The organism is Cohnella sp. GCM10020058 (assembly GCF_042683485.1).
In the GTDB taxonomy this organism is placed as follows: domain Bacteria; phylum Bacillota; class Bacilli; order Paenibacillales; family Paenibacillaceae; genus Cohnella.
The window spans coordinates 141,017-160,887 of record NZ_JBHUJV010000019.1 but is presented as its reverse complement, the minus strand read 5'-3'; the positions used below and the strand labels follow the sequence as shown (position 1 = coordinate 160,887).

Sequence of the window (19,871 nt, the reverse complement as noted above, 5' to 3'; positions counted from 1 at the left end):
GATCGTTAGCGTCATGGCCGGAAATCGTCTCTTACTTGACCGCGCCGTTCGTGACGCCTGCGAAAATGTAACGCTGCAGGAACAAGTAAATCACGAGCGTCGGGATGAAGATGATGAGAATGCCCGCCGAGATGACGTTGATCTGCGCCGCGTTCGGACCGACGAACGAATAGATCGCGGTCGAGACGACCTGCAGCTTGCGGCTTGGCATGTACAGGTAAGGCGTATAGAAGTCGTTGTAGATCGAGATCGTCTTCATGATGATCAGCGTGGCCGTCGCCGGCGCGAGCAGCGGGAAGATGATCGACCGGTAGATCTTGAACAGCGATGCGCCCTCGACCATCGCGCTCTCGTCGAGATCCTTCGGAATGTTGTTGACGAATTGCAGATAGATGACAATCTGCAGCACGTCCGCACCCAGGTACAACAGCATTGGCGCGTAAATCTCGTTGTAGGCGCCCAGGAACTTGATGACCTGGAACGTCGCGACCTGCGTCGTGATCATCGGAATGACCTGCGCGACGAGGTACATGCCCATGATCGGCTTCTTCATCTTAAAGTCGAAGCGGCCGAGCGCGTAAGCGACCATGGTGCCGATCAGCACGTTGCCGGCGAGCGACACGACGAGGATGATCGCAATGTTTTTGAAGCCGAGGCCGAGACGTCCGACCTTGAACACTTTTTTGAAGTTGTCGAAGTTAAACCAGTCGTGCGGCAGCTGCAGTCCCGAGCTGTAGTATTCCGCCTGCGTCTTGAAGGCCGAGATGAACACCGAGTAGATCGGGAAGAACACGATAAACAATGCGATCGCAATCGTCACATAACGGAATATCGTCCAAGCTTTATTTTGACGCTCCATCGCTTATTTCTCCTCCCTGAACAGCAGCTTGCGCTGCAGGATGATGAAGGCGATGACGATCATCAGCAGGACGACGGCCATTGCGGAAGCGAGTCCGGTTTGCTGGAACTTGAAGGCCATGTCAACCGTCTTCGAAACGAAGGTATGCGTATCGTTCGCACCGAGCATCATGATGTACGGAATATCGAACGCTTCGAGCGCACCCGTCAGCGTCAAGATCAGCATCAGCTCGAGAACGCTGCGAATGCTCGGAAGCGTGATGAAGCGGAACGTCTGCCAGCCCGATGCGCCGTCGATCTTGGCGGCTTCGTAGTTGTCGGCCGGAATCGACTGCAGCGCGCCGATGAAAATAACCATCGTCAGGCCGAAGTATTTCCAGATCGAGATAAAGGCGAGCGAGAAGTTGACCAGGTGCGGATTGCCCAGCCATTGCTGCTGCCAAGAGCCGAGGCCGATCGCTTCGAGGAAAATGTTCAGCGAGCCGTACTCGACGTGATATACGTTGCGGAACATGATGACGATGGCGACGCTGTGCAGGACATACGGAATGAACAGCATCGAGCGGAAAATGTTGCGTCCCTTGAGCTTGCTGGTCAGCACGACCGCGAAGTACAGCGCGACGCATGTCTGGAGCAAGCCGCCTACGAAGTAGTAGGCGTTGTTCTTAAAGACGCCGAAAATTTCCGGACGGGAGAAGATTTCCTTGTAGTTGTCGAATCCGACCCAATTCATATCCCAACCAAGGCCGCTCCAGTCCGTAAAGCTGTAGTAAAGCAACGACAGCGCCGGATAGTACGAAAAGGTCAACGACAAGAGGACCGGAATCGTGAGGAATCCGAAAAGAATGAGAATCCGCTGCGTTTTGTAACTCAGATTAAACATAGACACCCCTGCTTTCGTCGTCGGTCAAGTCACCGTATGGAAATCGCTTACAATGATTATACCCGATTCAGTTATGCCTTTTAAGGTTCTACGTTTGTTTTCCTTGTCTTCAATTTGGATAACTACAACCTAACTCGCTCCCGATACTCCTTGGGCGTCAACCCGACCACCTTTTTAAAAACCTTGTTGAAGTATGCGGGGTCCCCGTACCCGACCATCTCGCCCACCTCATACGTTTTGAGCGCGGGGTTGCGGATCAGATGCTCTTTGGCATGGGCGATGCGCACGGAAATGATGTAATCCGTGATCGTCTCGCCGGTCTCCGTCTTGAACAGCTTGCTCAGATAACTGGGCGTCAAGTAGACGCGGTCCGCGAGCCGCTGCAGCTCGAGCTCTTCCGTAAAGTGCTCCTGCACATAGGCCTTAACGGTTTCCACGACGCGATTTTCCTGTCTTGCTTCCTTAAGTATGTGAAGCAGAGCCGCTGCCGACTCCATAAACTCCGATGTAAATGTATGCCAGCTCACGAAACGTACCGGGGACAGCCGCAGCTGCTCGTCCTCGGTCTCGCCGGCCGGGAGCCGGTTCTGCCGGCCGCTTAGCTCGCCGCGCAGCAAGCCGAATACGGCGGACGCCGCTTCGCTGAGCGTCGGCCACGCCGGACGGAGCTTGCCCGCTTCCTCCAGCCAGGCGCGAAGCGCGTTCTCGGCACGAGGCAGATCGAGCAGTTGCAGCGCGGGACGGAAGTCTTTGTCCAGCAGCCGGAGCAAGCCGGATACGTCTTCCGGCCGCTTCGCCAGATGCAGAAAATCGTTCATCGCTTTGATGCCATCCTCGTACCACACCTGCTGCATGGCGGCTTCCGCTTCTTGGTAGGCGTCCCGCAGCTTGAGCGGCCCCTGGTGGACCGCGCTCACGCCGATCCGCGCATGGACCGCATGCGGGATGCGCTGGAGCAGCGTCGAGGCGATGCCGCGGGCCGTATCGTCATGGTCGCCCTTCCCGATGGCCACGACGATGACCGATTGCCTCGGCTCCCATACGAAGCTGCGGTGCTCCCGATTCCAGGCTTCCATATAAAAGGCAAGCCGTTCGCCGGTCAGCTCCGGGTCCGTCCGCAGCAGGACGACCGCGAAGTGCTCCTTGAACAGACCGATCTGAGAGAGCTCGCGCCCCGCGCCTTCCGTCATATGGCTGGGCAGGTGACGGACGTCGTTGCCGAGCAGCAGCCGGATATGCTCCTCCGCCGCGACGGCTTTGCGGTAGCTCTCAAGTTCAAGGTTGTTTTTGACGCGGCGGAGCAGCTCTTCAAGCTCGTCCTGGTCGACCGGCTTAAGCAGATAGTCCTCGACGCCCTGCCGAATGGCGCCTCTCGCGAACTCGAAGTCGCTAAAGCCGCTGAGCACGGCAAACTTTACCTTCGGCCTGCGGCGCTGTACCTGTTCGATGAGCTGCAGGCCGTTCATCTGCGGCATTTTGATATCGGTGAAAATGAGGTCCACCTCGAGACTTCCCAGCTCGCCGAGCAGCTCCAGTCCCCCCGAATAAATACCGACGATTTTGTAGTCGTCGCCCGTCATTTCGATTAATTTGGCAAGCCCCTGCCTGATTTTTTCCTCGTCGTCGACGACTGCGATATTAACGATCATGTCGCTTCTCCCCCTTGTTGCGCTGCGGGCGCCGCCGGCAGGCGGACGGTCACGACCGTACCGTGGCCGAAGCGGCTGCGGATCGAGAGCCCGTAGGTTTCTCCGTATTTCAGCTTCATGCGCTCATTGACGTTTCTGAGCCCGATGCCGGTGTTGTCGCCATCCGGCGCCTGGAGCAGAGAGGCCTGCAGCTTGAGCAGCGTCTCTTCTTCCATTCCCTCTCCGTCGTCCTCTACCTCGAACAACAGATCTTTACCCTCCTGCTTGCAAAGGACGCGGATCCGCATTCCGCTGCGGGATTCGTGAAGCCCGTGATAGACCGCGTTTTCGACGATCGGCTGGAAGAGCAGCTTGATGACGCTGAGTCCTTCGGTCTCCCGCGCATCGGGCAGCTCCAGCTCGAAGCGGCTGCCGTACCGGTAGTTCAGCAGCTGCACGTAAATACCCAGATGCTCCCACTCCTTCGCGATCGGCACGCTCTCGAGCCCGCCATGGATACTGTAACGGAGCAGCTTGCCGAGCAGCTGGGTCATCGTCGCCACTTCTTTGTTGTCGCTGAGTACGGCCGTCATGCGGATCGATTCGAGCGTATTATAAATGAAGTGCGGATTGATCTGATGCTGCAGCGACTGCAGCTCGGCTTCCTTTTTCCGCTCCTCGACCGCGTAAATGTCTTGGATCAGCGTCTTGATCCGGTCGATCATCCGGTTAAACGCGCTGCCGACGAGTCCCGCCTCGTCGCGACTGACGACGGGGAACGCCACGTCGAGATTGCCCGTCTGCACTTCTTTCATCATCCGGACCAGTCCCCGGAGCGGGCGCGTGATCGCGAACACCAGCACCAGCGAGATCAGCAGGGCGAACGCCATGATGGCGAGCGCCGCCGCGATCGTATACGTGCGGGTTCTTAGGGCATCCGCCATCAGCTCGTCCTCGGGAATCGTGATCAGCACCTTCCAGCCCGTGACCGAAGATTCCTTGAAAATCGCCAGCACGCTTTTGCCGTCGATTTTCGTATGGAAGCTGCCTTGTTCGGTCAGCGCGCCGGGCATCAGCTCGCTGTCTTTCAGATTTTGTCCGATGAACGACTTGTCGCTGTCGTACACCACGCTGCCGCTCTCGTCGACGACCAGCGTTTTACCGTGCGTCGACTTGTCCAGGTCCTTGATGATGTTGTCAATAACGCCGATGTTTGCGTCGATTGCGATCATCCCGATCGAATCGAACGTACGCGGATCGATGATTTTGCGCACGACCGTAAACACGTAGCGGCTGCTCGTCGCCCTTCCCGCGACGTCCTGGGTGCTGACGAGCACCGGCGTGCCGTGCGCCTCCTCGGCAAGCTCCGTCCACCTGGGAAGCACGTCCTGCAGGTCGGAGCGAATGGACGTATTTTTGATGGCAAAGTACGGATTGCCGTATACGTCGAACAAATACACGACATTCGTGCTGCTCTTAATATTGTTGATAAAATAAATGCTGCTGCCGATCTTGCGGTCGATGGCCAGCCGCGTGCGCTCCTGTTCCGTCAGCACGCCGCTGTCGCCCGTTTCTCCGCTCGAATGGCCGCTGTAGAAGCTGTTCGACATCTTGAGTCCTTCCATGATATCGGCCTGGTAAGAAGGAATGATCGATATTTTTTTCATGTCTTCAATATAATCGTCCATCTTCCCCATCATCTGGTCGGACAATTGGGAGACGAACGTGACGGTATTGCGCTCGATCGAATTCGAATAGCGCTGCGCGGCGACGTAAGTGAGCACCCCGATCGGCAAAATGATCAGGAACAGGAACACGATGATCAGCTTGCTCTCCATCCGTTCCGGCCACCATCTCCGAGGGCGGGCGAGCCGCCGTTTCCCTATTATCATGAGCTTCTCCTCGCAGAAGGACACGCCCCAAGGATATGACGCGTCATGTCCGGTTATCGTTAGCGATACTCATTATACATAACAAAGGCTAACGAAGTAAGCGTATACGATCAGGGGCCGGAAAATTTCCGTTCGGAACAGCTGTACTGAAGAGGTAGTCTCAGTCAGGAACAAACAAGCACTTCGCCCCTCTGCGCCACCAAAAGTAGTCCCGGCAGGGAACAAACGAGATCCTCGCCACCTGCTGTGCACAGGTAGTCCCAAACAAGAACAAACAAACACCTCGCCTCACTTGCTATGCGCAGGTAATCCCAACCAGGAGCAATTCTCCCTTTACTACGGCTGCTCCGCTTCAAGAGTCCTGGCTGGAAACAAACGCATCGGCTCGTAAAAAAGCCGCCTCCCGGCAGCCGCAAGCTGCGCAAAGAGACGGCGTATCCGATCTGCCGGGTATCCCGGATCGGATCAGTGCGTGTAAGCGGCTACGTTGTCCGTGTCGATCGCCTGGTGCATCGCCGCGTTAAGGCCGCTCGCGACGATATTGCCGAGGTCCTCGATGAAATCGTCGATCTCCTTGGGCGTGACCAGCAGATCGTGGCCGATCGGCTGCAGCACCTCTTTGACCAGCTGCAGTCTTTCCTGGCCCGCCATCGTGCCGAAGACGCCGAACAGCGGATCGGTATCGGGCGTATGCTTTTTCATATGAGCCAGCACCATGTCCATCGCGTCGTTCACGATCGTGGAGGCGTACAGCACCGTCGGCACGCCGATTGCCAGCACCGGCACGCCCAGCGTCGCACGCGTCAGTCCCTTGCGCTTGTTGCCGATGCCGGAGCCCGGGTGAATGCCCGTGTCCGCGATCTGGATCGTCGTGTTGACGCGCTCGAGCGATCTCGCCGCCAGTGCGTCGATCGCGATGACGAGCTCGGGCTTCGCCTGCTGCACGGCGCCGAGCACGATATCGCTCGACTCGATGCCCGTCGTGCCGAGCACCCCCGGCGCGATCGCGCTGACGGAGCGGTAGCCTTCGCCGACCTGGTCGGGCATCAGCTCGAAAAACTGGCGCGTCACCATCAGATTGTCGACGACGATCGGACCGAGCGCATCCGGCGTTACCTTGCCGTTGCCGAGCCCGACGACCATGACGGATGTGCTCGGTCCGACGCCGATGCGGGCGAGAAACGCCTCGAATTCTCTGGCGAACGTCGTCGCGACGCGATTCTGAAGCTCCGTATCCCCCCACCTCAGCTCCGGGACCTCCAACGTGACGTAATGCCCCTGCATTTTGCCGATCGCCTGCGCACCCTGCTCCGTCTGAATTTCCATCCGCGTGACGGTGATGCCTCCCTCGCGCGCGGTCTCGGTCCAGATGCCCGGGATGCTGCCGCCCGACATGGACTCCGCTCTCTCCTTTGCCTCTAGCGCCAAGTCCGTTCTGACGTCGTACATGCTTAGATCAAGCTCGCTCAACGCATATTCGCTCCTCTCCGACTGCTGGACGGGGCACCCGAGATCCGCACGCGTGCCGGCCGCGCATTCGCGCCTCATGGACGATGCTGCGGCGGCTCCGCGATTGTCTTGCGTTTTGCCCCCTTGCATGATAGAATGTTACAAGTTGTGTGGAGAAATACTTGCAGTTTTTGCAGGAGGTGAAATCAATGCCGAACATCAAATCCGCAATCAAGCGTACCAAGACGAACGAGAAGCGCCGCCTTCGCAACGCTTCCCAGAAGTCCTCTCTTCGTACTGCCGTTAAGCAAGCGGACGTAGCCGTAGTGGGTACGGACGTCGAAGCAGCGAAGAATGCGCTTCAAGTGGCACAGAAGAAGCTGGACAAGGCAGTAACCAAGGGCCTCATCCACAAGAACGCGGCTTCCCGCAAGAAGTCCCGTCTCGCCAAGAAGTTGAACGCGCTGTCCGCGCAAGCGTAAGCCAGCGACTGAATCCATAATGGCGTTTAAAAGCCGTACCCTCCGGGGTACGGCTTTTTTGAACGTTGGACGCGACTTGTATTTGCATCCGGCTTGTATTTTGAACACTTGTATTTTGGATCCGGCTTGTATTTTGAACACTTGTATTTTGGATCCGGCTTGCCTTACGCCCCCGGCACCCGCTTCAGCTTTTCCGCTCAAGCACGCGGAACGACGCCGTAGCCATCGACGACAGCTTGCCGTCCGCCGCGTACAGCCTTCCCTCCGCGGTCACCATCCGCCCCGACATATGCACCACGGTCGCGATCGCCCGCACCTTGCCCGCCCGCGCCGGCGACGTAAAATGGATGTTCAGGCTGGACGTCACGACGTCCTCGTCCGGGCGCGCGGTCATCGCGGCAAGCCCCATCGCCGAGTCCAGCAGCGCCGTATGCACCCCGCCGTGCATCATGCCGATCAAATTCATATGCCGCTCCTCGACCTCCAGCTCGACGACGGTCTCCCGCGCGTCCCGCCGGATCAGCTCGCACCCCAGGTATCCCCAGAACGTGCGGCGGGCCCGCTCGACCATCTCCTCATCGGACCCGGACGCCGGGTTCGGTCCTTCCATGACGCTTCCTCCCCTCGGGCCTCCCGCGAGAGCGGCGCCCGGTGCCATTAACGGTCGTTTGGACCGCGGCCGGCCGACTCTTCTTCGAGCAGCTTGCGCCGCAGCACTTTCCCCGCCATCGTTTTCGGCAGGCTGCTCCTGAATTCATAAACGCGCGGCACCTTATAAGCGGCGAGTCGCTCCTTGCACCACGCCTTGAGCTCCGATTCGGTCAGCTTCGCTCCGGGCTTCAGCACGGCGTACACCTTGACGGTCTCGCCGCGATACGGATCGGGCACGCCGAGCGCCGCCGCCTCCTCGATGGCGGGATGCTCGAACAGCACCTCCTCGATCTCCCGGGGAAATATATTGTAGCCGCCCGCGATGATCATATCCTTCATCCGGTCCATAATATAGAAATAGCCTTCCTCGTCCATGCGCGCCATGTCGCCCGTGCGCAGCCAGCCGTCCCGGAGCGCCCGCTCCGTCTCCTCCGGCCGGTTCCAATAGCCCTTCATGACCTGCGGCCCCTTGATCGCCAGCTCCCCTGTCGACCCGATCGGCAGATCCTCCCCCGTGTCGGGATGCACGATTTTAGCAAAAGTATCCGTAAAAGGTATGCCGATCGATCCCTTTTTGCGGTATTCCCAAATGTTGTTCGCATGAGTGACTGGCGACGCCTCCGTCAGCCCGTACCCTTCGATAAGCTTGCCGCCGGTAATCGCCTCGAAGCGCTCCTGTACCTCGTGCGGCAGCGACGCGGCGCCGCTGATGCAAATTTGGATCGAAGACAAGTCGTAGTCGCGAACCTTCGGATGATTGATGAGCGCGATGTACATCGTCGGTGCGCCGGGGAACACCGTCGGCTTCTGCCTGTCGATGATGCGCAGGATGTCTTCGGCTTGGAACTTGGGCACGAGGATCAGCTCGCCGCCCAGCATAATCGCCTGATTCATGAGCACGGTCAGGCCGAACACGTGGAAAAAGGGCAGGGCCGCCAAATAACGCTCTTGGCCGGGCACGCTCTTGTAAAACCACAGGCTCGTTTGAATCGTGTTGGCGACGAGATTGGCATGCGTCAGCATGACGCCTTTGGAGATGCCTGTCGTGCCGCCCGTATATTGGAGAAGCGCGAGCTCGCGCCCGGCGTCCACTTCGGCGTGAAGCGGCAGCGGGGGCATATCGCGCAGCAGCCGGGCGTACCGATGGACGCGCGGCCCGTAGGACACCTGGCGATCGAGGCCCTCCCGTCTCGCTTTGATCGGGTACAGCCAGCTTTTCGGAAGCGGAAGGCCGTCTTTAATGGAAGTCACGATCATCTGCAAATCAGGCAGTTCTTGCGCAGCCTCCTTCACTCTGCGGAACAGCAGATCGAGCGTCAGAATGACGGCGGCGCCCGAATCGTGGAGTTGATGCGCGATTTCCCGCTGGACGTACAGCGGGTTGGTCATGACCACGACGCCCCCGGCGAGCAGCGTCCCGAAATACGCGACGACAAGCTGCGGACAATTCGGAAGCATGATCGCGGCCCGATCGCCGCGACCGACGCCCAGCCTGCCCAAGACGCCCGCGAACCGGTATGCGGCGTCCAGCAGCTGCGCGTAGGTTATTTTTTTCCCCATAAAGCTGAGCGCGGTCCGGTCGGGAAAACGTTCTGCGGAGGAGATGAGGAAGGCGGCCAGATTGTGCTGCGGATACGGGTAGGTCTTGGGCACTTCGCTAGGATAATGAGCATACCAAGGCGCTTGTGACAAACCCATCACCTCACGGTCCGGAGTCTATCGCTGTCCTAGCTGATATAGCCTTCCTCCCGGATGACGGCCGCCGCGACCTGTCTCTTAAGCGCGACCGTGTCTACTGAGCTTCGGCGAGTCAGCTTTTTAAGGGCCGACAGCTGCGTCCGCAGCGAATCGCCGGAATCGACGGCTGCCAGCGTTTCTTTGGCGAGCGACTCGATCTGTCCGAAGACATCGTGCACGAACGTACGCGTCATGGCGATGGCGAGCGCCGCCCTTTCTTCCCCTTGGCTCGCGAGCAGCTTTTTCGCGCGGAGGAGCGCGCTCTCCATCGCATAGAGCTGGATCAGGATGTCGGCCAGCGCCGCTAGCGCCTCCTGCTCCTCCTCCAGCTTCGGACCGAAGCGCTGAACGGCGGCCGCGCCGGCCATCAAAAATATTTTTTTGGCCGTCGCCGTCAGATGCGTTTCTTCTTCTAGCGCGCCTTCGAAGGTTCTCCCCGGTACGAGCTGCAGCAGCTCGGCCTGGAGCGCCTGCGCTTTTTGCAGCAATGGCAGCTGCCCTTTGAGCGCCCGCTTGACGAGCGTTCCCGGGATCAGCAGCCGGTTGATTTCGTTCGTGCCCTCGAAAATGCGGTTAATGCGCGAATCGCGGTAAATCCGCTCGATTTTGTACTCCTGAATGTAGCCGTAGCCCCCGTGAATCTGGACGCCTTCGTCGGCGACGAAATCCAGCGCTTCGGAGCCGAACACCTTGTTGATGGAGCATTCGATGGCGTACTCCGCGATCGCCTTGGCCGATTGTACGCCCGAATCCGGCGACGCAAGATCGATGTCCGACAATCCCGCATCGATGAGGCCGGCGGTGCGGTAGATGACGCTCTCGAGGACGTAGGCGCGCGTGTTCATCTCGGCGAGCTTCTTCCCCACGAGCGGAAATGCGGAGATCGGCTTGCCGAACTGGACGCGCTCGTTCGCGTACTTCGCGCTTAAGGCGATCGCTTCCTTGGCGCCGCCCAGGCAGCCGACGGCAAGCTTAAAGCGGCCGATATTTAAAATGTTGAAGGCGATTAGGTGACCCTTGCCGACCTCCCACAGCAGATTTTCGGTCGGCACCTTCACGTCCTCGAGCACGAGCGGACGCGTCGAGCTCCCTTTGATGCCCATTTTTTTCTCCTCGGGTCCGACGCTCACGCCTTCAAGCGTTCGCTCGACGATAAAGGTGCTGAAATGCTGGCCGTCGACCTTCGCATAGACGATAAAGATGTCCGCGAAGCCCGCGTTCGTAATGAACTGCTTCGTGCCGCTGAGCACGTAATGGCTGCCGTCCTCGGACAGCCGGGCCGTCGTTCTGGCGCCCAGCGCGTCCGAGCCGGACGACGGCTCGGTCAGGCAGTAGGCCGCGATCCGCCGCCCGCTGGCGAGATCGGGCAAAAATTTGCGCTTCTGCGCCTGCGAGCCGAAGTAGACGATCGGCAGCGTGCCGATCCCGACATGCGCGCCGATCGACAGGGCAAAGGAAGCCGCCCGGGACAGCCGCTCGCTGATGAGCGCCGAGCTGATCTTGTCGAGCCCGAGGCCGCCATATTCCTCGGGGACGTCCGCGCCGAGCAAACCGAGCTCCCCAGCCTGGCGCATAAGCTTGACGGTCAGCTCGTAATCGAGCTTCTCGAGCCGCTCGTCATGGGGCAGCACGTCGCGGTCGACGAACGCCTCCGTCGTCTCGGCGATCATGCGCTGCTCCTCGGTCAAGTCCTCGGGCGTGGCGACCGAGGCAAAGTCGGCGTCCGCGACGACAAAGCCGCCGCCCGCCGTTTTTTCAAACGTTTTTTCTGTCATTTGCGAGGGACCTCCCTTGAACGCTTATCACGCTTATGGCGCTTATAAAACATAGATGACGAGTTTCGGCTTCCCGCTATGCAGGATATACTTCGAACGCACCGGCAGCGCCCATGCCGCCGCCGATGCACATCGACACGATCCCGCGGCCGCCGCCGCGGCGGCGCAGCTCGTAGATGAGGCTAGCGCTGAGCTTGGCTCCCGTGCAGCCGAGCGGATGGCCAAGCGCGATCGCGCCGCCGTTGACGTTCACCTTGCCTTCGTCAAGCGCCAGCGCGCGAACGATGTGCAGGCATTGCGAAGCGAACGCCTCGTTGATCTCGTACAGATCGACGTCGGCCATCGACCAGCCTGCCATCCGTACCGCCTTCGGAATGGCCTCGACAGGACCGACGCCCATGATGTCCGGGTCGACGCCGGCCAGGGCGAACGACCTGAACGCGGCGAGGGGCGCGAGCCCGAGCGCTTCCGCGCGCTCGCGGCTCATGATAAGCAAGGCTGCGGCGCCGTCGCTCATCTGCGAAGCGTTGCCCGCCGTGACCGTGCCGCCGGCCTTGAAGGCCGGCTTCAGCCTCGCGAGCCCCTCCGGCGTCGTATCCGGCCGGACGCCTTCGTCCGCCTCGAGCACAAGCCGCCGCTCCCACGGCTTGCCGTCCGCGCCGAAGCCGCGGACCGACGTCGCCACGGGCACCGTCTCCTCCCGGAACGCGCCGGACGCCAGCGCCTGCGCCGCCTTGCGGTGGCTCTCCGCGGCAAAGCGGTCCTGGTCCTCGCGGGAGATGCCGAAGCGCTCGGCGACGTTCTCGGCCGTGTGGCCCATCGCGATATAAATATCCGGCCGCTCGTCGACGATTGCCGGATGCGGCGACGGCTTGAATCCCGCCATCGGCACATGGCTCATGCTCTCGACGCCCCCCGCGACGATGACGTCCGCGCCGCCGGCGGCGATCCGCTCGGCCGCGAAGGCGATCGCCTGCAGCCCGGACGCGCAAAACCGGTTGATCGTGATGGCGGGCACCGCGGACGGATAACCCGCATACAGCGACATAATGCGCGCGAAGTTGAGGCCCTGCTCGCCCTCCGGCATCGCGCAGCCGACGATGATATCCTCGACGTCGCGCTTCGCGACGCCCGGCGCCCGCGCGATGACGGCTTCCAGCACGGTCCGGCCCAGGTCCTCTGCGCGCGTATGGACGAAGCTTCCCTTTTTGGCACGGCCGACGGGCGTGCGCACGGCCGATACGATGACTGCCTCTCTCATGGGTCCTCGGCCTCCTTCGCTCGTTAGTTGCGCAACGCCTTGCCCTTGGCGAGCATGTGCTGCATGCGCTGCTGGGTTTTCGACTCGCCGCACAGGCTGAGGAACGCCTCGCGTTCCAGGTCCAGCATGTATTGCTCGGTCACGTACGTGCCGGCCGGCACGTCGCCGCCCGCCAGCACATGTGCAAGCTTGCTCGCGATGAGCAGGTCGTGATCGCTGATGTACCCGCTCGTGTGCATGCCGCGCGCCCCCAGTTTCATAACCGCCTTGCCCTCCGCCCCCACCACGCGGATCCGCTGCGGCACCGGTGCGGGGATGCCCGTTTGCGCAAGCCGAAGCGCGCTTCTTTTGGCTTCGAAGATCAGGCGTTCCTGGCTCAAGACGATCCGGTCGCCCGTCCGCAAGTAGCCGAGCTTCTTCGCATCGTGCGCGCTCGCGGACACTTTGGCCGTGCCGATGTTCAGGAACAGCCGGTTCACGTGCGGCTGCAGGTCGATCTCCGGATCCGGATGATCCCCGCTGATCCGAAGCGTGAGCTCCTTGCATCCGCCGCCCGCCGGGATCAGGCCTACCCCGGCCTCGACCAGGCCGAAGTACGTCTCGGCCAGCATCGCGATCTCGTCCGCAGGCAGGCATACCTCCGCGCCGCCGCCGAGCGCCATCCGATGCGGCGCCGCCACGACGGGCTTCTCGAAGCGCTTCAGCTTCGTCATCGTATCCTGGAACAGGCGGATGATCGCGTCCACTTCGTCCCATTCCTCGTCCTGCGCTTCCATCAGAAGCAGCATAAGGTTCGCGCCGACGCAGAAGTTCCGGCCTTCGTTCGCGATGACGAGGGCGTCGTAGTTGCGCCGGACTTCCTCGACGCTCTCCCCGATCATCGTCAGGATGTCGCCGCCGATCGCGTTGCTGCGCGAGTGAAACTCCAGCACCGCCGCGCCGTCGCCGACGTCGATCAGGCTCGCGCCGGCGTTCGACCGCACGACGCGCCCTTGCGCCTTGAGCGCGCGCAGCGATATCGTCTCCGGCGGCGCTTCAATCTCCCGGTAGACGCCGCGGTAAGCATACGCGGTACGTCCTTCCTCCCTGCGATAGAACGACGTATGTCCGCCCGCGATCCAGTCCTTCACCCAGACCGGCACGGCCGTGCCTTCCGCCTCCATTCGCGCCGCGGACCCCGCGAGCCCGATCGCGTCCCACAGCTCGAACGGCCCGAGCTCCCAATTGAAGCCCCACCGCATCGCCTTGTCGATGTCCTCGATTGAGCCTGCGATCTCGCCGACCTTTTCCGCAGCGTAGACTAGCGTCTGCTTCAATATTTGCCACGCCAGCGCCGCATACCGGTCCTTCCCGCCGAGCAGCGCTTTCGTTTTCTCCTTCGCGCCTCTGGCCGCAGCCGCAGCCGCAAGCGACGCCCCGGCCGGCTTGGACGCCGGCACGTACGTCATCGTGCCGGGATCGAGCGACAGAATCTCGCTGCCTGCCGCGCCCTTGACTTTTTTGTAAAACCCGGCGCCCGCCTTCTCGCCGATCCATCCCCGCGATGCCAGCTCCTTGAGCAGCCGCGGCGGGTCGAACGCCGCCTTTTCCGAAGAATCGTCCGTCTTCCCGTACACGTTGCCGGCGACGTGAAGGAACGTGTCGATGCCGACCAGGTCGAGCGTGCGCAGCGTCGCGCTCTTCGGGCGGCCTATCGCCGGCCCCGTAACCGCATCCACTTCTTCTACGGTGAAGCCCCCGGCATCCATCGCGTGCAGCGTCGCGAGCAGACCGTAGGTGCCGATCCGGTTGGCGATGAAGTTGGGCGTATCCTTGGCGACGACGACCCCTTTGCCGAGGACGCGCCCCGCGAATTCGGCCATCCCGCTTACGATCGCCGGATCGGTGCCGTCTCCTGGAACGAGCTCCAGCAGCTTCATATAACGAGGCGGGTTGAAGAAGTGCGTGCCTAGAAAATGGGTTTTGAAAGGCTCGCTTCGATCCTCCGCCATCTCCCGAATCGAGATGCCGGACGTGTTGGAACTGACGACGAGACCCGGCCGCCAATAACGCTCGATACGTGCAAGCACCTCGCGCTTGACGGACAGCTTTTCGACGACGACCTCGATGACCCAATCGACCTCCCGGATGCGATGCAGATCGTCCTCGAGATTGCCGGGTTCGATCAAGCTGGCGAAGGCATCGTCGTAAAAAGGCGACGGATGGACGGACGGAAGCCGCGCCAGCGCGTCGGCCGCCAGCCGGCTGCGTACCGCGGGATCGGCGAGCGTCAACCCTTTGGCTGCTTCTCCCGGGGTAAGCGAGTCGGGTACGATGTCCAGCAGCAGACTCGGAATGCCCGCGTTCGCCAGATGCGCGGCGATGCTCGCGCCCATGACGCCGGAGCCGATGACCGCTGCTTTTCTGATCTTGAGTGCCATGCGACAATCCCTCCTTATTCGCTGCTTGCAGGCCGATCCCGCTATTCGCTTGGCCTTCCAGGCAAACAGCCGTGGCGGCTCAAGCAGCGCCGAACACCGCAAGCTCCAAAATTTCAGCGACGTCCCGTGCCTTGACCCCGTCCGCTTCCTTCTGCTTCGTTCCGTCCTCAAGCATGGTCAGACAGTATGGACACGCGCTCCCGATCATCGTTGGCCGCGTCTGCAGCGCCTGCTCCGTCCGCGCCACGTTAACACGTTTGCCGGCGGTTTCCTCCATCCACATCAGGCCGCCCCCCGCGCCGCAGCACATCGCGTTTTCCCGCGTGCGGGCCATCTCCGCCAGCTCGATTCCTGCGATCGCGCGCAAAATGTTCCGCGGCGCATCGTACTCGCCGTTGTAGCGACCGAGATAGCAGGAGTCGTGAAAGGCGATCCGCTCCTTGACCGGATACGAGGGCGCGAGCCGCCCTTCCTGCAGCAGCCGGTCGAGCAGCTGCGTATGGTGCAGCACCTCCACGCCATCCAGTCCGAACGTCGGGTACTCGTTTTTCAGCGTATTGAACGTGTGCGGGCAGGCCGTCACGATCCGGCGCACGCCGTATTTGCGAAACGTCGCGATATTGTCCGCGCACAGCTGCTGGAACAGCAGCTCGTTGCCCATCCGCCGCGGGGTATCGCCCGAGTTTTTCTCCTCGTTGCCGAGGATCGCGAAGTCGACGCCGGCCTCGTGCAGCAGTCGGACGAAGGCGCGCGAGATTTTGCGGCTGCGATTGTCGTACGCGCCCATCGAGCCGACGAAAAACAGCGTATCGAAGCCCGGATTGTCTTTGACCGTCGGAACCGCGATCCCGCCGATCTCGCCGGTCCATTTGACCCGGTCGCTGCGGCTCAGGCCCCACGGGTTGCCCTGGCGTTCGATGTTCTGCATCGCGCGCTGCGCCTCGTGCGGCACGCTGCCTTCCGTCAGCACGAGATAGCGCCTCAGATCGACGATCTTGTCGACATGCTCGTTGCCGACGGGGCATTGATCCTCGCAATTGCGGCAAGTGGTGCATGCCCAAATTTCCGATTCCGTCATCACGTCGCCGATCAGCGACAACGCCTCGGGCTTGCGGTCCGACCTTCTCCATTGCTCCCGCTGCCAGTCCGTCGTCGGCCGAATGTCGGTCAGGGCGCCGCCGGCTGCGGCTTCCTGCCAATCGGGACCCGTCCGTTCGTCCGCTCCCCCCGCCGCGGACATGCTGTGAGCGCTTCCATTTGCAAATGCGAAGACCGGCACCCAGGGCGACTTGCTCGTGATCGCAGCCCCCTTTTCCGTGAGATGGTCCCGCAGCTTCGTGATCAGGTGCATCGGCGACAGCGCCTTGCCCGTGCCGGAGGCCGGACACACGTTCGTGCATCTGCCGCACTCCACGCATGCGTAAAAATCGAGCATTTGCCCCCTGCGAAAATCTTCGATTTTGCCGACGCCGAACGATTCCGCCGTCTCGTCCTCCAGATCGAGGCTGCTCAGCCTGCCGGCGGGCTCCGCCCGTCCTACGAACAGATTGATCGGCGCGGTGATCAGATGGAAGTGCTTTGACTGCGGCACGTAAACGAGAAACGTCAGAAGTACGATCAGATGCGCCCACCAGCAGACGAAAAAAGCAGCTTGGGCGGCCGCCGGCGACAGACCGGACGCGGCGCTTGCGATCAGCGAGGACAGCGGCGCATAGGCGGATGCGTCAAGTCCCTCCCAAGCGCGGTGGAAGCCGAGCGACAGCAGCACCGTCAGCATTAAGGCGCCGATCAGCAGCAGCACGATCGCAGGCTTCCAGCCCCGCTTAAGCCGCGCCAGCTTCTCGCCGTACCGTCGGAATGCCGCGTAACCTGCCGCCGCAAGGACGAGTAGCGCGGTAATCTCTTGCGTCAGCCCGAAGACGCGGTGCCCCGGAATCGGGAGCGGTTCGCCGCCGGACAGCCCGGTATAGATCAGATCGAGCGCGCCGAATTGAAGCACGATAAAGCCGTAGAAAACGACCAGATGCATGGCGCCGCTGCGACGGTCCTTCAAAAGCTTCGTATGTCCCAGCGCCTGGGCCAGCACCTCGCGGATACGGTTCCGCCAGTCCGGCGGCTTGCCGGAAGACTTGCCCAGCTTGATGTAAGCGTAGCGACGGTAGACCGCCTGGTAAAACAAAGAAAGGGCGTAACCCGTCACGAGCAGAAACAACGCGTAATGCAGCCAGGACAGCAGCATGAGCACCCTCCCTTCCATGGAGTCTATGGGGCCGGCATGCGCTCGATCGCTTTTTCGCGGCAGAGATCCCAGGTCATTTTTCGCCGGCTCTTAAATATAGATCTAGAAATGAATGAGTATTCATTTCATTTTGACGGTGCTCGGTACCCGGTACCGGGTCGGGAGGCGGTCGCATGTCGATCGGCAGGCTGCATCGATTCGAAGGGATTCTGGACGCGGCCGTGAAGGTGTTCGCCGAGCACGGGTATCACGGCTCGCAAATATCGAGGATCGCGAAGGAAGCCGGCGTCGCGGACGGCACGATCTATTTATATTTCAAAAACAAGGAGGATATCCTCGTTTCGTTGTTTCGGGAGCGGCTGGGCGGCCTCATCGGCAAGTTCGAAGCCTCGGCGCGCGATTCCAAGACCGCGGAGGAAGCGCTGCGCACGATCTGCGCGCTTCATTACGCAGAGCTTGAGCGCCATCCGCTGCTCGCCCATGTCACGCAGATCGAGCTGCGGCAGAGCGCGATCGAACTGCGCAAAGAAATCGGCAAGACGCTGAAGCCCTATCTTCGTCTCATCGAAAACGTGCTTCTCGAAGGCATGACATCCGGGGCGTTCAGGGCAGAACTTGACGTGAAGCTATCACGCCAGCTGATCTTCGGGGCGATGGACGAGGCGGTGTCGTCCTGGCTGCTCTCGGATCGCAAGTACTCGCTGTCTGCACAGGTCGAAGGCACGGTCGATTTTTTTCTGCGCGCTTTGAGGGCATGACGGGATCTCTTGTGTCACACCTTTTGAGAGGAGCATGTCCAATGAATATTGCGGTGCTGCTGAAGCAAACGTTCGATACCGAGGAAAAAATTGTCTTGAGCGACGGTAAAGTAGTCGAGGAAGGCGTTAAGTTCGTCGTCAATCCATATGACGAATATGCGATCGAGGAAGCGATCCGGCTCAAAGAGACGCATGGCGGGCAGGTGACCGCGCTCTCGCTCGGACCGGCCAGAGCCGCCGAAGCGCTTCGCACCGCACTGGCGATGGGCGCGGACGAGGCGGTCTGGATCGACGACGCCGGGATTCCGCAGGACGAATTCGCCGCCGCCGAGGCCATCGCCGCCGCACTGCGGCAGCAATCCTACGATCTTGTGCTCGGCGGCAGCTTCTCAGTCGACACTGGCGGCGCGCAAGTCGCCGTGCGCGTAGCGGCCGCCCTCGGTCTTCCGCATGTCACCTCGATTACGAAGCTGTCGGTGGACGGCCGAACGGCTAGCGTCGAGCGCGACGCGGAGGGCGACCTCGAGCGGGTCGACGTGACCCTGCCCGCGCTGTTCACGGCGCAGCAGGGATTAAACGAGCCCCGCTACCCTTCGCTGCCGGGCATTATGAAAGCCAAGAAAAAACCCTTCAAGTCGCTGACCGCGGAAGATTTGGGCTTAGCAGCGGGCCAGAATGCCGCAAGAACCGCCCGCGTCTCCTTATCGCTGCCTCCGAGCCGGCAAGCCGGACAGGTGCTGCAGGGGTCGCTGCAGGATCAGGCGGCCGCCCTTGTCGGCTTGCTGCGCGCCGGATCCGGGGCGATCTGATGCTTCCGCCGCTTCATGCTTCCATTAGAGGAGGAATGCGTTGATGAGCAAAACGTATTTGATCGTGGCGGAGCACCGGGACGGCAAGCTTCGGCGGGTATCGCTGGAAGCGCTTCGGGCGGCGCTGGACTGCGCGGACGCGGGAGACGGGATTCACGCCGCGCTGCTTGGCGAAGGCTTGGACGGCCTGGCCGTCGAGCTGGCGGGCTATCCGCTGGCGCAGGTGCATGCGATCGAGAGCGAGGCATTGCGGCATTATAATCCGGAAGCCTATGTGCGGGCGCTGATTCCGCTGCTCGAATCCCTCCAGCCTGCAGGCCTATTCCTCGGGCATACCGCGATCGGTCGCGACCTGGCTCCGGCTCTGGCGGCCAGACTATCCGCGGGGCAAATCTCGGACGTGACGGCGATCGAGCGGGACGGCGGAAATATCGTATTCGTTCGTCCCCTTTACGCGAGCAAGGCGATCGAGCGCAAAGTATTTACCGCTTATCCGCAGGTAGTGACGGTCCGCGCCAGCAATATACCTGCGGCCGAGCCGCGCGCGGACGGCGGATCCGCGGATATCGCCAAGCGGGCTGAGGCGCCTGCGGCAGACCTGCGTACCGTCGTCAGGGAAGTCGTCCGCAAGACCGCAGGTAAAATCGATCTGGCGGAGGCCAGGATCGTCGTCTCGGGCGGGCGCGGCGTTAAAAGCGCAGAAGGCTTCCGACCGCTCGCGGAGCTGGCCGGGCTGCTCGGAGGAGCCGTAGGCGCTTCGCGGGGCGCCTGCGATGCCGGCTATTGCGACTATGGCTTGCAGATTGGCCAGACGGGGAAGGTCGTCACGCCCGAGATCTACATTGCCTGCGGCATCAGCGGCGCGATCCAGCATCTCGCAGGCATGAGCGGCTCGCGGATCATCGTCGCGATCAACAAAGATCCCGAAGCGCCGATCTTTCAGATCGCGGACTTCGGCATCGTCGGCGATTTGTTCGAAGTCGTGCCGCTGCTCACGCAGGCGTTTCGACAGGCGCTGGCCTAAGAAAA

15 protein-coding genes are annotated in these 19,871 nt (G+C 61.3%); 4 read left to right on the top strand and 11 right to left on the bottom strand.

The genetic code is table 11. The features are described from left to right. Positions 1-31: 31 nt before the first annotated feature. From ACFSR7_RS31375 to gpr, 5 genes are all read right to left on the bottom strand, one after another. Positions 32-859, bottom strand: coding sequence for a carbohydrate ABC transporter permease (locus ACFSR7_RS31375; RefSeq protein WP_378168454.1), 828 nt, complete (start codon positions 857-859; stop codon positions 32-34). A gap of 3 nt (positions 860-862) precedes the next feature. Next, on the bottom strand, positions 863-1,741 hold the full coding sequence (locus tag ACFSR7_RS31370) for a carbohydrate ABC transporter permease (protein WP_378168452.1): 879 nt from the start codon (positions 1,739-1,741) through the stop codon (positions 863-865). A 122-nt stretch (positions 1,742-1,863) separates the two neighbouring features. Next, positions 1,864-3,390, bottom strand: coding sequence for a response regulator (locus tag ACFSR7_RS31365; protein ID WP_378168451.1), 1,527 nt, complete (start codon positions 3,388-3,390; stop codon positions 1,864-1,866). Further along, positions 3,387-5,207, bottom strand: coding sequence for a cache domain-containing sensor histidine kinase (locus tag ACFSR7_RS31360; protein WP_378168449.1), 1,821 nt, complete (start codon positions 5,205-5,207; stop codon positions 3,387-3,389). The genes ACFSR7_RS31365 and ACFSR7_RS31360 overlap by 4 nt, the downstream gene beginning before the upstream one ends. A 519-nt stretch (positions 5,208-5,726) precedes the next feature. After that, positions 5,727-6,710 carry a GPR endopeptidase gene (gpr, locus tag ACFSR7_RS31355; protein ID WP_378168802.1) on the bottom strand — a complete coding sequence of 328 codons (984 nt, stop codon included), beginning with the start codon at positions 6,708-6,710 and terminating at the stop codon, positions 5,727-5,729. A 209-nt stretch (positions 6,711-6,919) separates the two neighbouring features. Here gpr and rpsT point away from each other — a divergent pair, with 209 nt between their 5' ends. After that, on the top strand, positions 6,920-7,192 hold the full coding sequence (rpsT, locus tag ACFSR7_RS31350) for a 30S ribosomal protein S20 (protein ID WP_378168447.1): 273 nt from the start codon (positions 6,920-6,922) through the stop codon (positions 7,190-7,192). A 184-nt stretch (positions 7,193-7,376) separates the two neighbouring features. Here rpsT and ACFSR7_RS31345 read toward each other — a convergent pair whose 3' ends face one another. From ACFSR7_RS31345 to ACFSR7_RS31320, 6 genes are all read right to left on the bottom strand, one after another. Continuing rightward, complete coding sequence (locus tag ACFSR7_RS31345; protein ID WP_378168445.1) at positions 7,377-7,802, bottom strand: PaaI family thioesterase; 426 nt, start codon at positions 7,800-7,802, stop codon at positions 7,377-7,379. A 47-nt stretch (positions 7,803-7,849) separates the two neighbouring features. Then, a complete protein-coding gene (locus ACFSR7_RS31340; RefSeq protein WP_378168443.1) occupies positions 7,850-9,541 on the bottom strand; it encodes a long-chain-fatty-acid--CoA ligase in 1,692 nt (563 codons plus the stop codon). 29 nt (positions 9,542-9,570) lie between these two features. Further along, positions 9,571-11,355: an acyl-CoA dehydrogenase family protein gene (locus tag ACFSR7_RS31335; protein ID WP_378168441.1), complete on the bottom strand. Its 1,785-nt coding sequence runs from the start codon at positions 11,353-11,355 to the stop codon at positions 9,571-9,573. Positions 11,356-11,431: 76 nt separating this feature from the next. Then, positions 11,432-12,616, bottom strand: coding sequence for an acetyl-CoA C-acyltransferase (locus ACFSR7_RS31330; protein ID WP_378168439.1), 1,185 nt, complete (start codon positions 12,614-12,616; stop codon positions 11,432-11,434). A 23-nt stretch (positions 12,617-12,639) separates the two neighbouring features. Further along, the gene (locus ACFSR7_RS31325) at positions 12,640-15,036 is read right to left on the bottom strand and encodes a 3-hydroxyacyl-CoA dehydrogenase/enoyl-CoA hydratase family protein (protein ID WP_378168437.1); all 2,397 of its coding nucleotides are present in this window, start codon (positions 15,034-15,036) and stop codon (positions 12,640-12,642) included. 79 nt (positions 15,037-15,115) lie between these two features. Further along, positions 15,116-17,275, bottom strand: coding sequence for a (Fe-S)-binding protein (locus ACFSR7_RS31320; RefSeq protein WP_378168435.1), 2,160 nt, complete (start codon positions 17,273-17,275; stop codon positions 15,116-15,118). A gap of 173 nt (positions 17,276-17,448) precedes the next feature. On the opposite strand from ACFSR7_RS31320, the gene ACFSR7_RS31315 reads away from it, so the two are divergent. From ACFSR7_RS31315 to ACFSR7_RS31305, 3 genes are read left to right on the top strand one after another with little or no spacing between them, the layout of a single operon-like run. Further along, positions 17,449-18,033: a fatty acid metabolism transcriptional regulator FadR gene (locus ACFSR7_RS31315; RefSeq protein ID WP_378168433.1), complete on the top strand. Its 585-nt coding sequence runs from the start codon at positions 17,449-17,451 to the stop codon at positions 18,031-18,033. A 41-nt stretch (positions 18,034-18,074) separates the two neighbouring features. After that, on the top strand, positions 18,075-18,842 hold the full coding sequence (locus tag ACFSR7_RS31310; RefSeq protein WP_378168431.1) for an electron transfer flavoprotein subunit beta/FixA family protein: 768 nt from the start codon (positions 18,075-18,077) through the stop codon (positions 18,840-18,842). A gap of 43 nt (positions 18,843-18,885) precedes the next feature. Continuing rightward, on the top strand, positions 18,886-19,866 hold the full coding sequence (locus tag ACFSR7_RS31305; protein WP_378168429.1) for an electron transfer flavoprotein subunit alpha/FixB family protein: 981 nt from the start codon (positions 18,886-18,888) through the stop codon (positions 19,864-19,866). Positions 19,867-19,871 lie beyond the last annotated feature (5 nt).

Excerpts from the sequence above, each read along its gene's own strand:
- ACFSR7_RS31305 (WP_378168429.1), top strand. The coding sequence starts at position 18,886 with ATGAGCAAAACGTATTTGATCGTGGCGGAGCACCGGGACGGCAAGCTT.
- ACFSR7_RS31345 (WP_378168445.1), bottom strand. The coding sequence starts at position 7,802 with ATGGAAGGACCGAACCCGGCGTCCGGGTCCGATGAGGAGATGGTCGAG.
- ACFSR7_RS31340 (WP_378168443.1), bottom strand. The coding sequence starts at position 9,541 with ATGGGTTTGTCACAAGCGCCTTGGTATGCTCATTATCCTAGCGAAGTG.
- ACFSR7_RS31310 (WP_378168431.1), top strand. The coding sequence starts at position 18,075 with ATGAATATTGCGGTGCTGCTGAAGCAAACGTTCGATACCGAGGAAAAA.
- ACFSR7_RS31330 (WP_378168439.1), bottom strand. The coding sequence starts at position 12,616 with ATGAGAGAGGCAGTCATCGTATCGGCCGTGCGCACGCCCGTCGGCCGT.
- ACFSR7_RS31375 (WP_378168454.1), bottom strand. The coding sequence starts at position 859 with ATGGAGCGTCAAAATAAAGCTTGGACGATATTCCGTTATGTGACGATT.
- rpsT (WP_378168447.1), top strand. The coding sequence starts at position 6,920 with ATGCCGAACATCAAATCCGCAATCAAGCGTACCAAGACGAACGAGAAG.
- ACFSR7_RS31320 (WP_378168435.1), bottom strand. The coding sequence starts at position 17,275 with ATGCTGCTGTCCTGGCTGCATTACGCGTTGTTTCTGCTCGTGACGGGT.
- ACFSR7_RS31325 (WP_378168437.1), bottom strand. The coding sequence starts at position 15,036 with ATGGCACTCAAGATCAGAAAAGCAGCGGTCATCGGCTCCGGCGTCATG.
- ACFSR7_RS31370 (WP_378168452.1), bottom strand. The coding sequence starts at position 1,741 with ATGTTTAATCTGAGTTACAAAACGCAGCGGATTCTCATTCTTTTCGGA.
- ACFSR7_RS31315 (WP_378168433.1), top strand. The coding sequence starts at position 17,449 with ATGTCGATCGGCAGGCTGCATCGATTCGAAGGGATTCTGGACGCGGCC.
- ACFSR7_RS31335 (WP_378168441.1), bottom strand. The coding sequence starts at position 11,355 with ATGACAGAAAAAACGTTTGAAAAAACGGCGGGCGGCGGCTTTGTCGTC.
- gpr (WP_378168802.1), bottom strand. The coding sequence starts at position 6,710 with ATGTACGACGTCAGAACGGACTTGGCGCTAGAGGCAAAGGAGAGAGCG.
- ACFSR7_RS31365 (WP_378168451.1), bottom strand. The coding sequence starts at position 3,390 with ATGATCGTTAATATCGCAGTCGTCGACGACGAGGAAAAAATCAGGCAG.
- ACFSR7_RS31360 (WP_378168449.1), bottom strand. The coding sequence starts at position 5,207 with ATGGAGAGCAAGCTGATCATCGTGTTCCTGTTCCTGATCATTTTGCCG.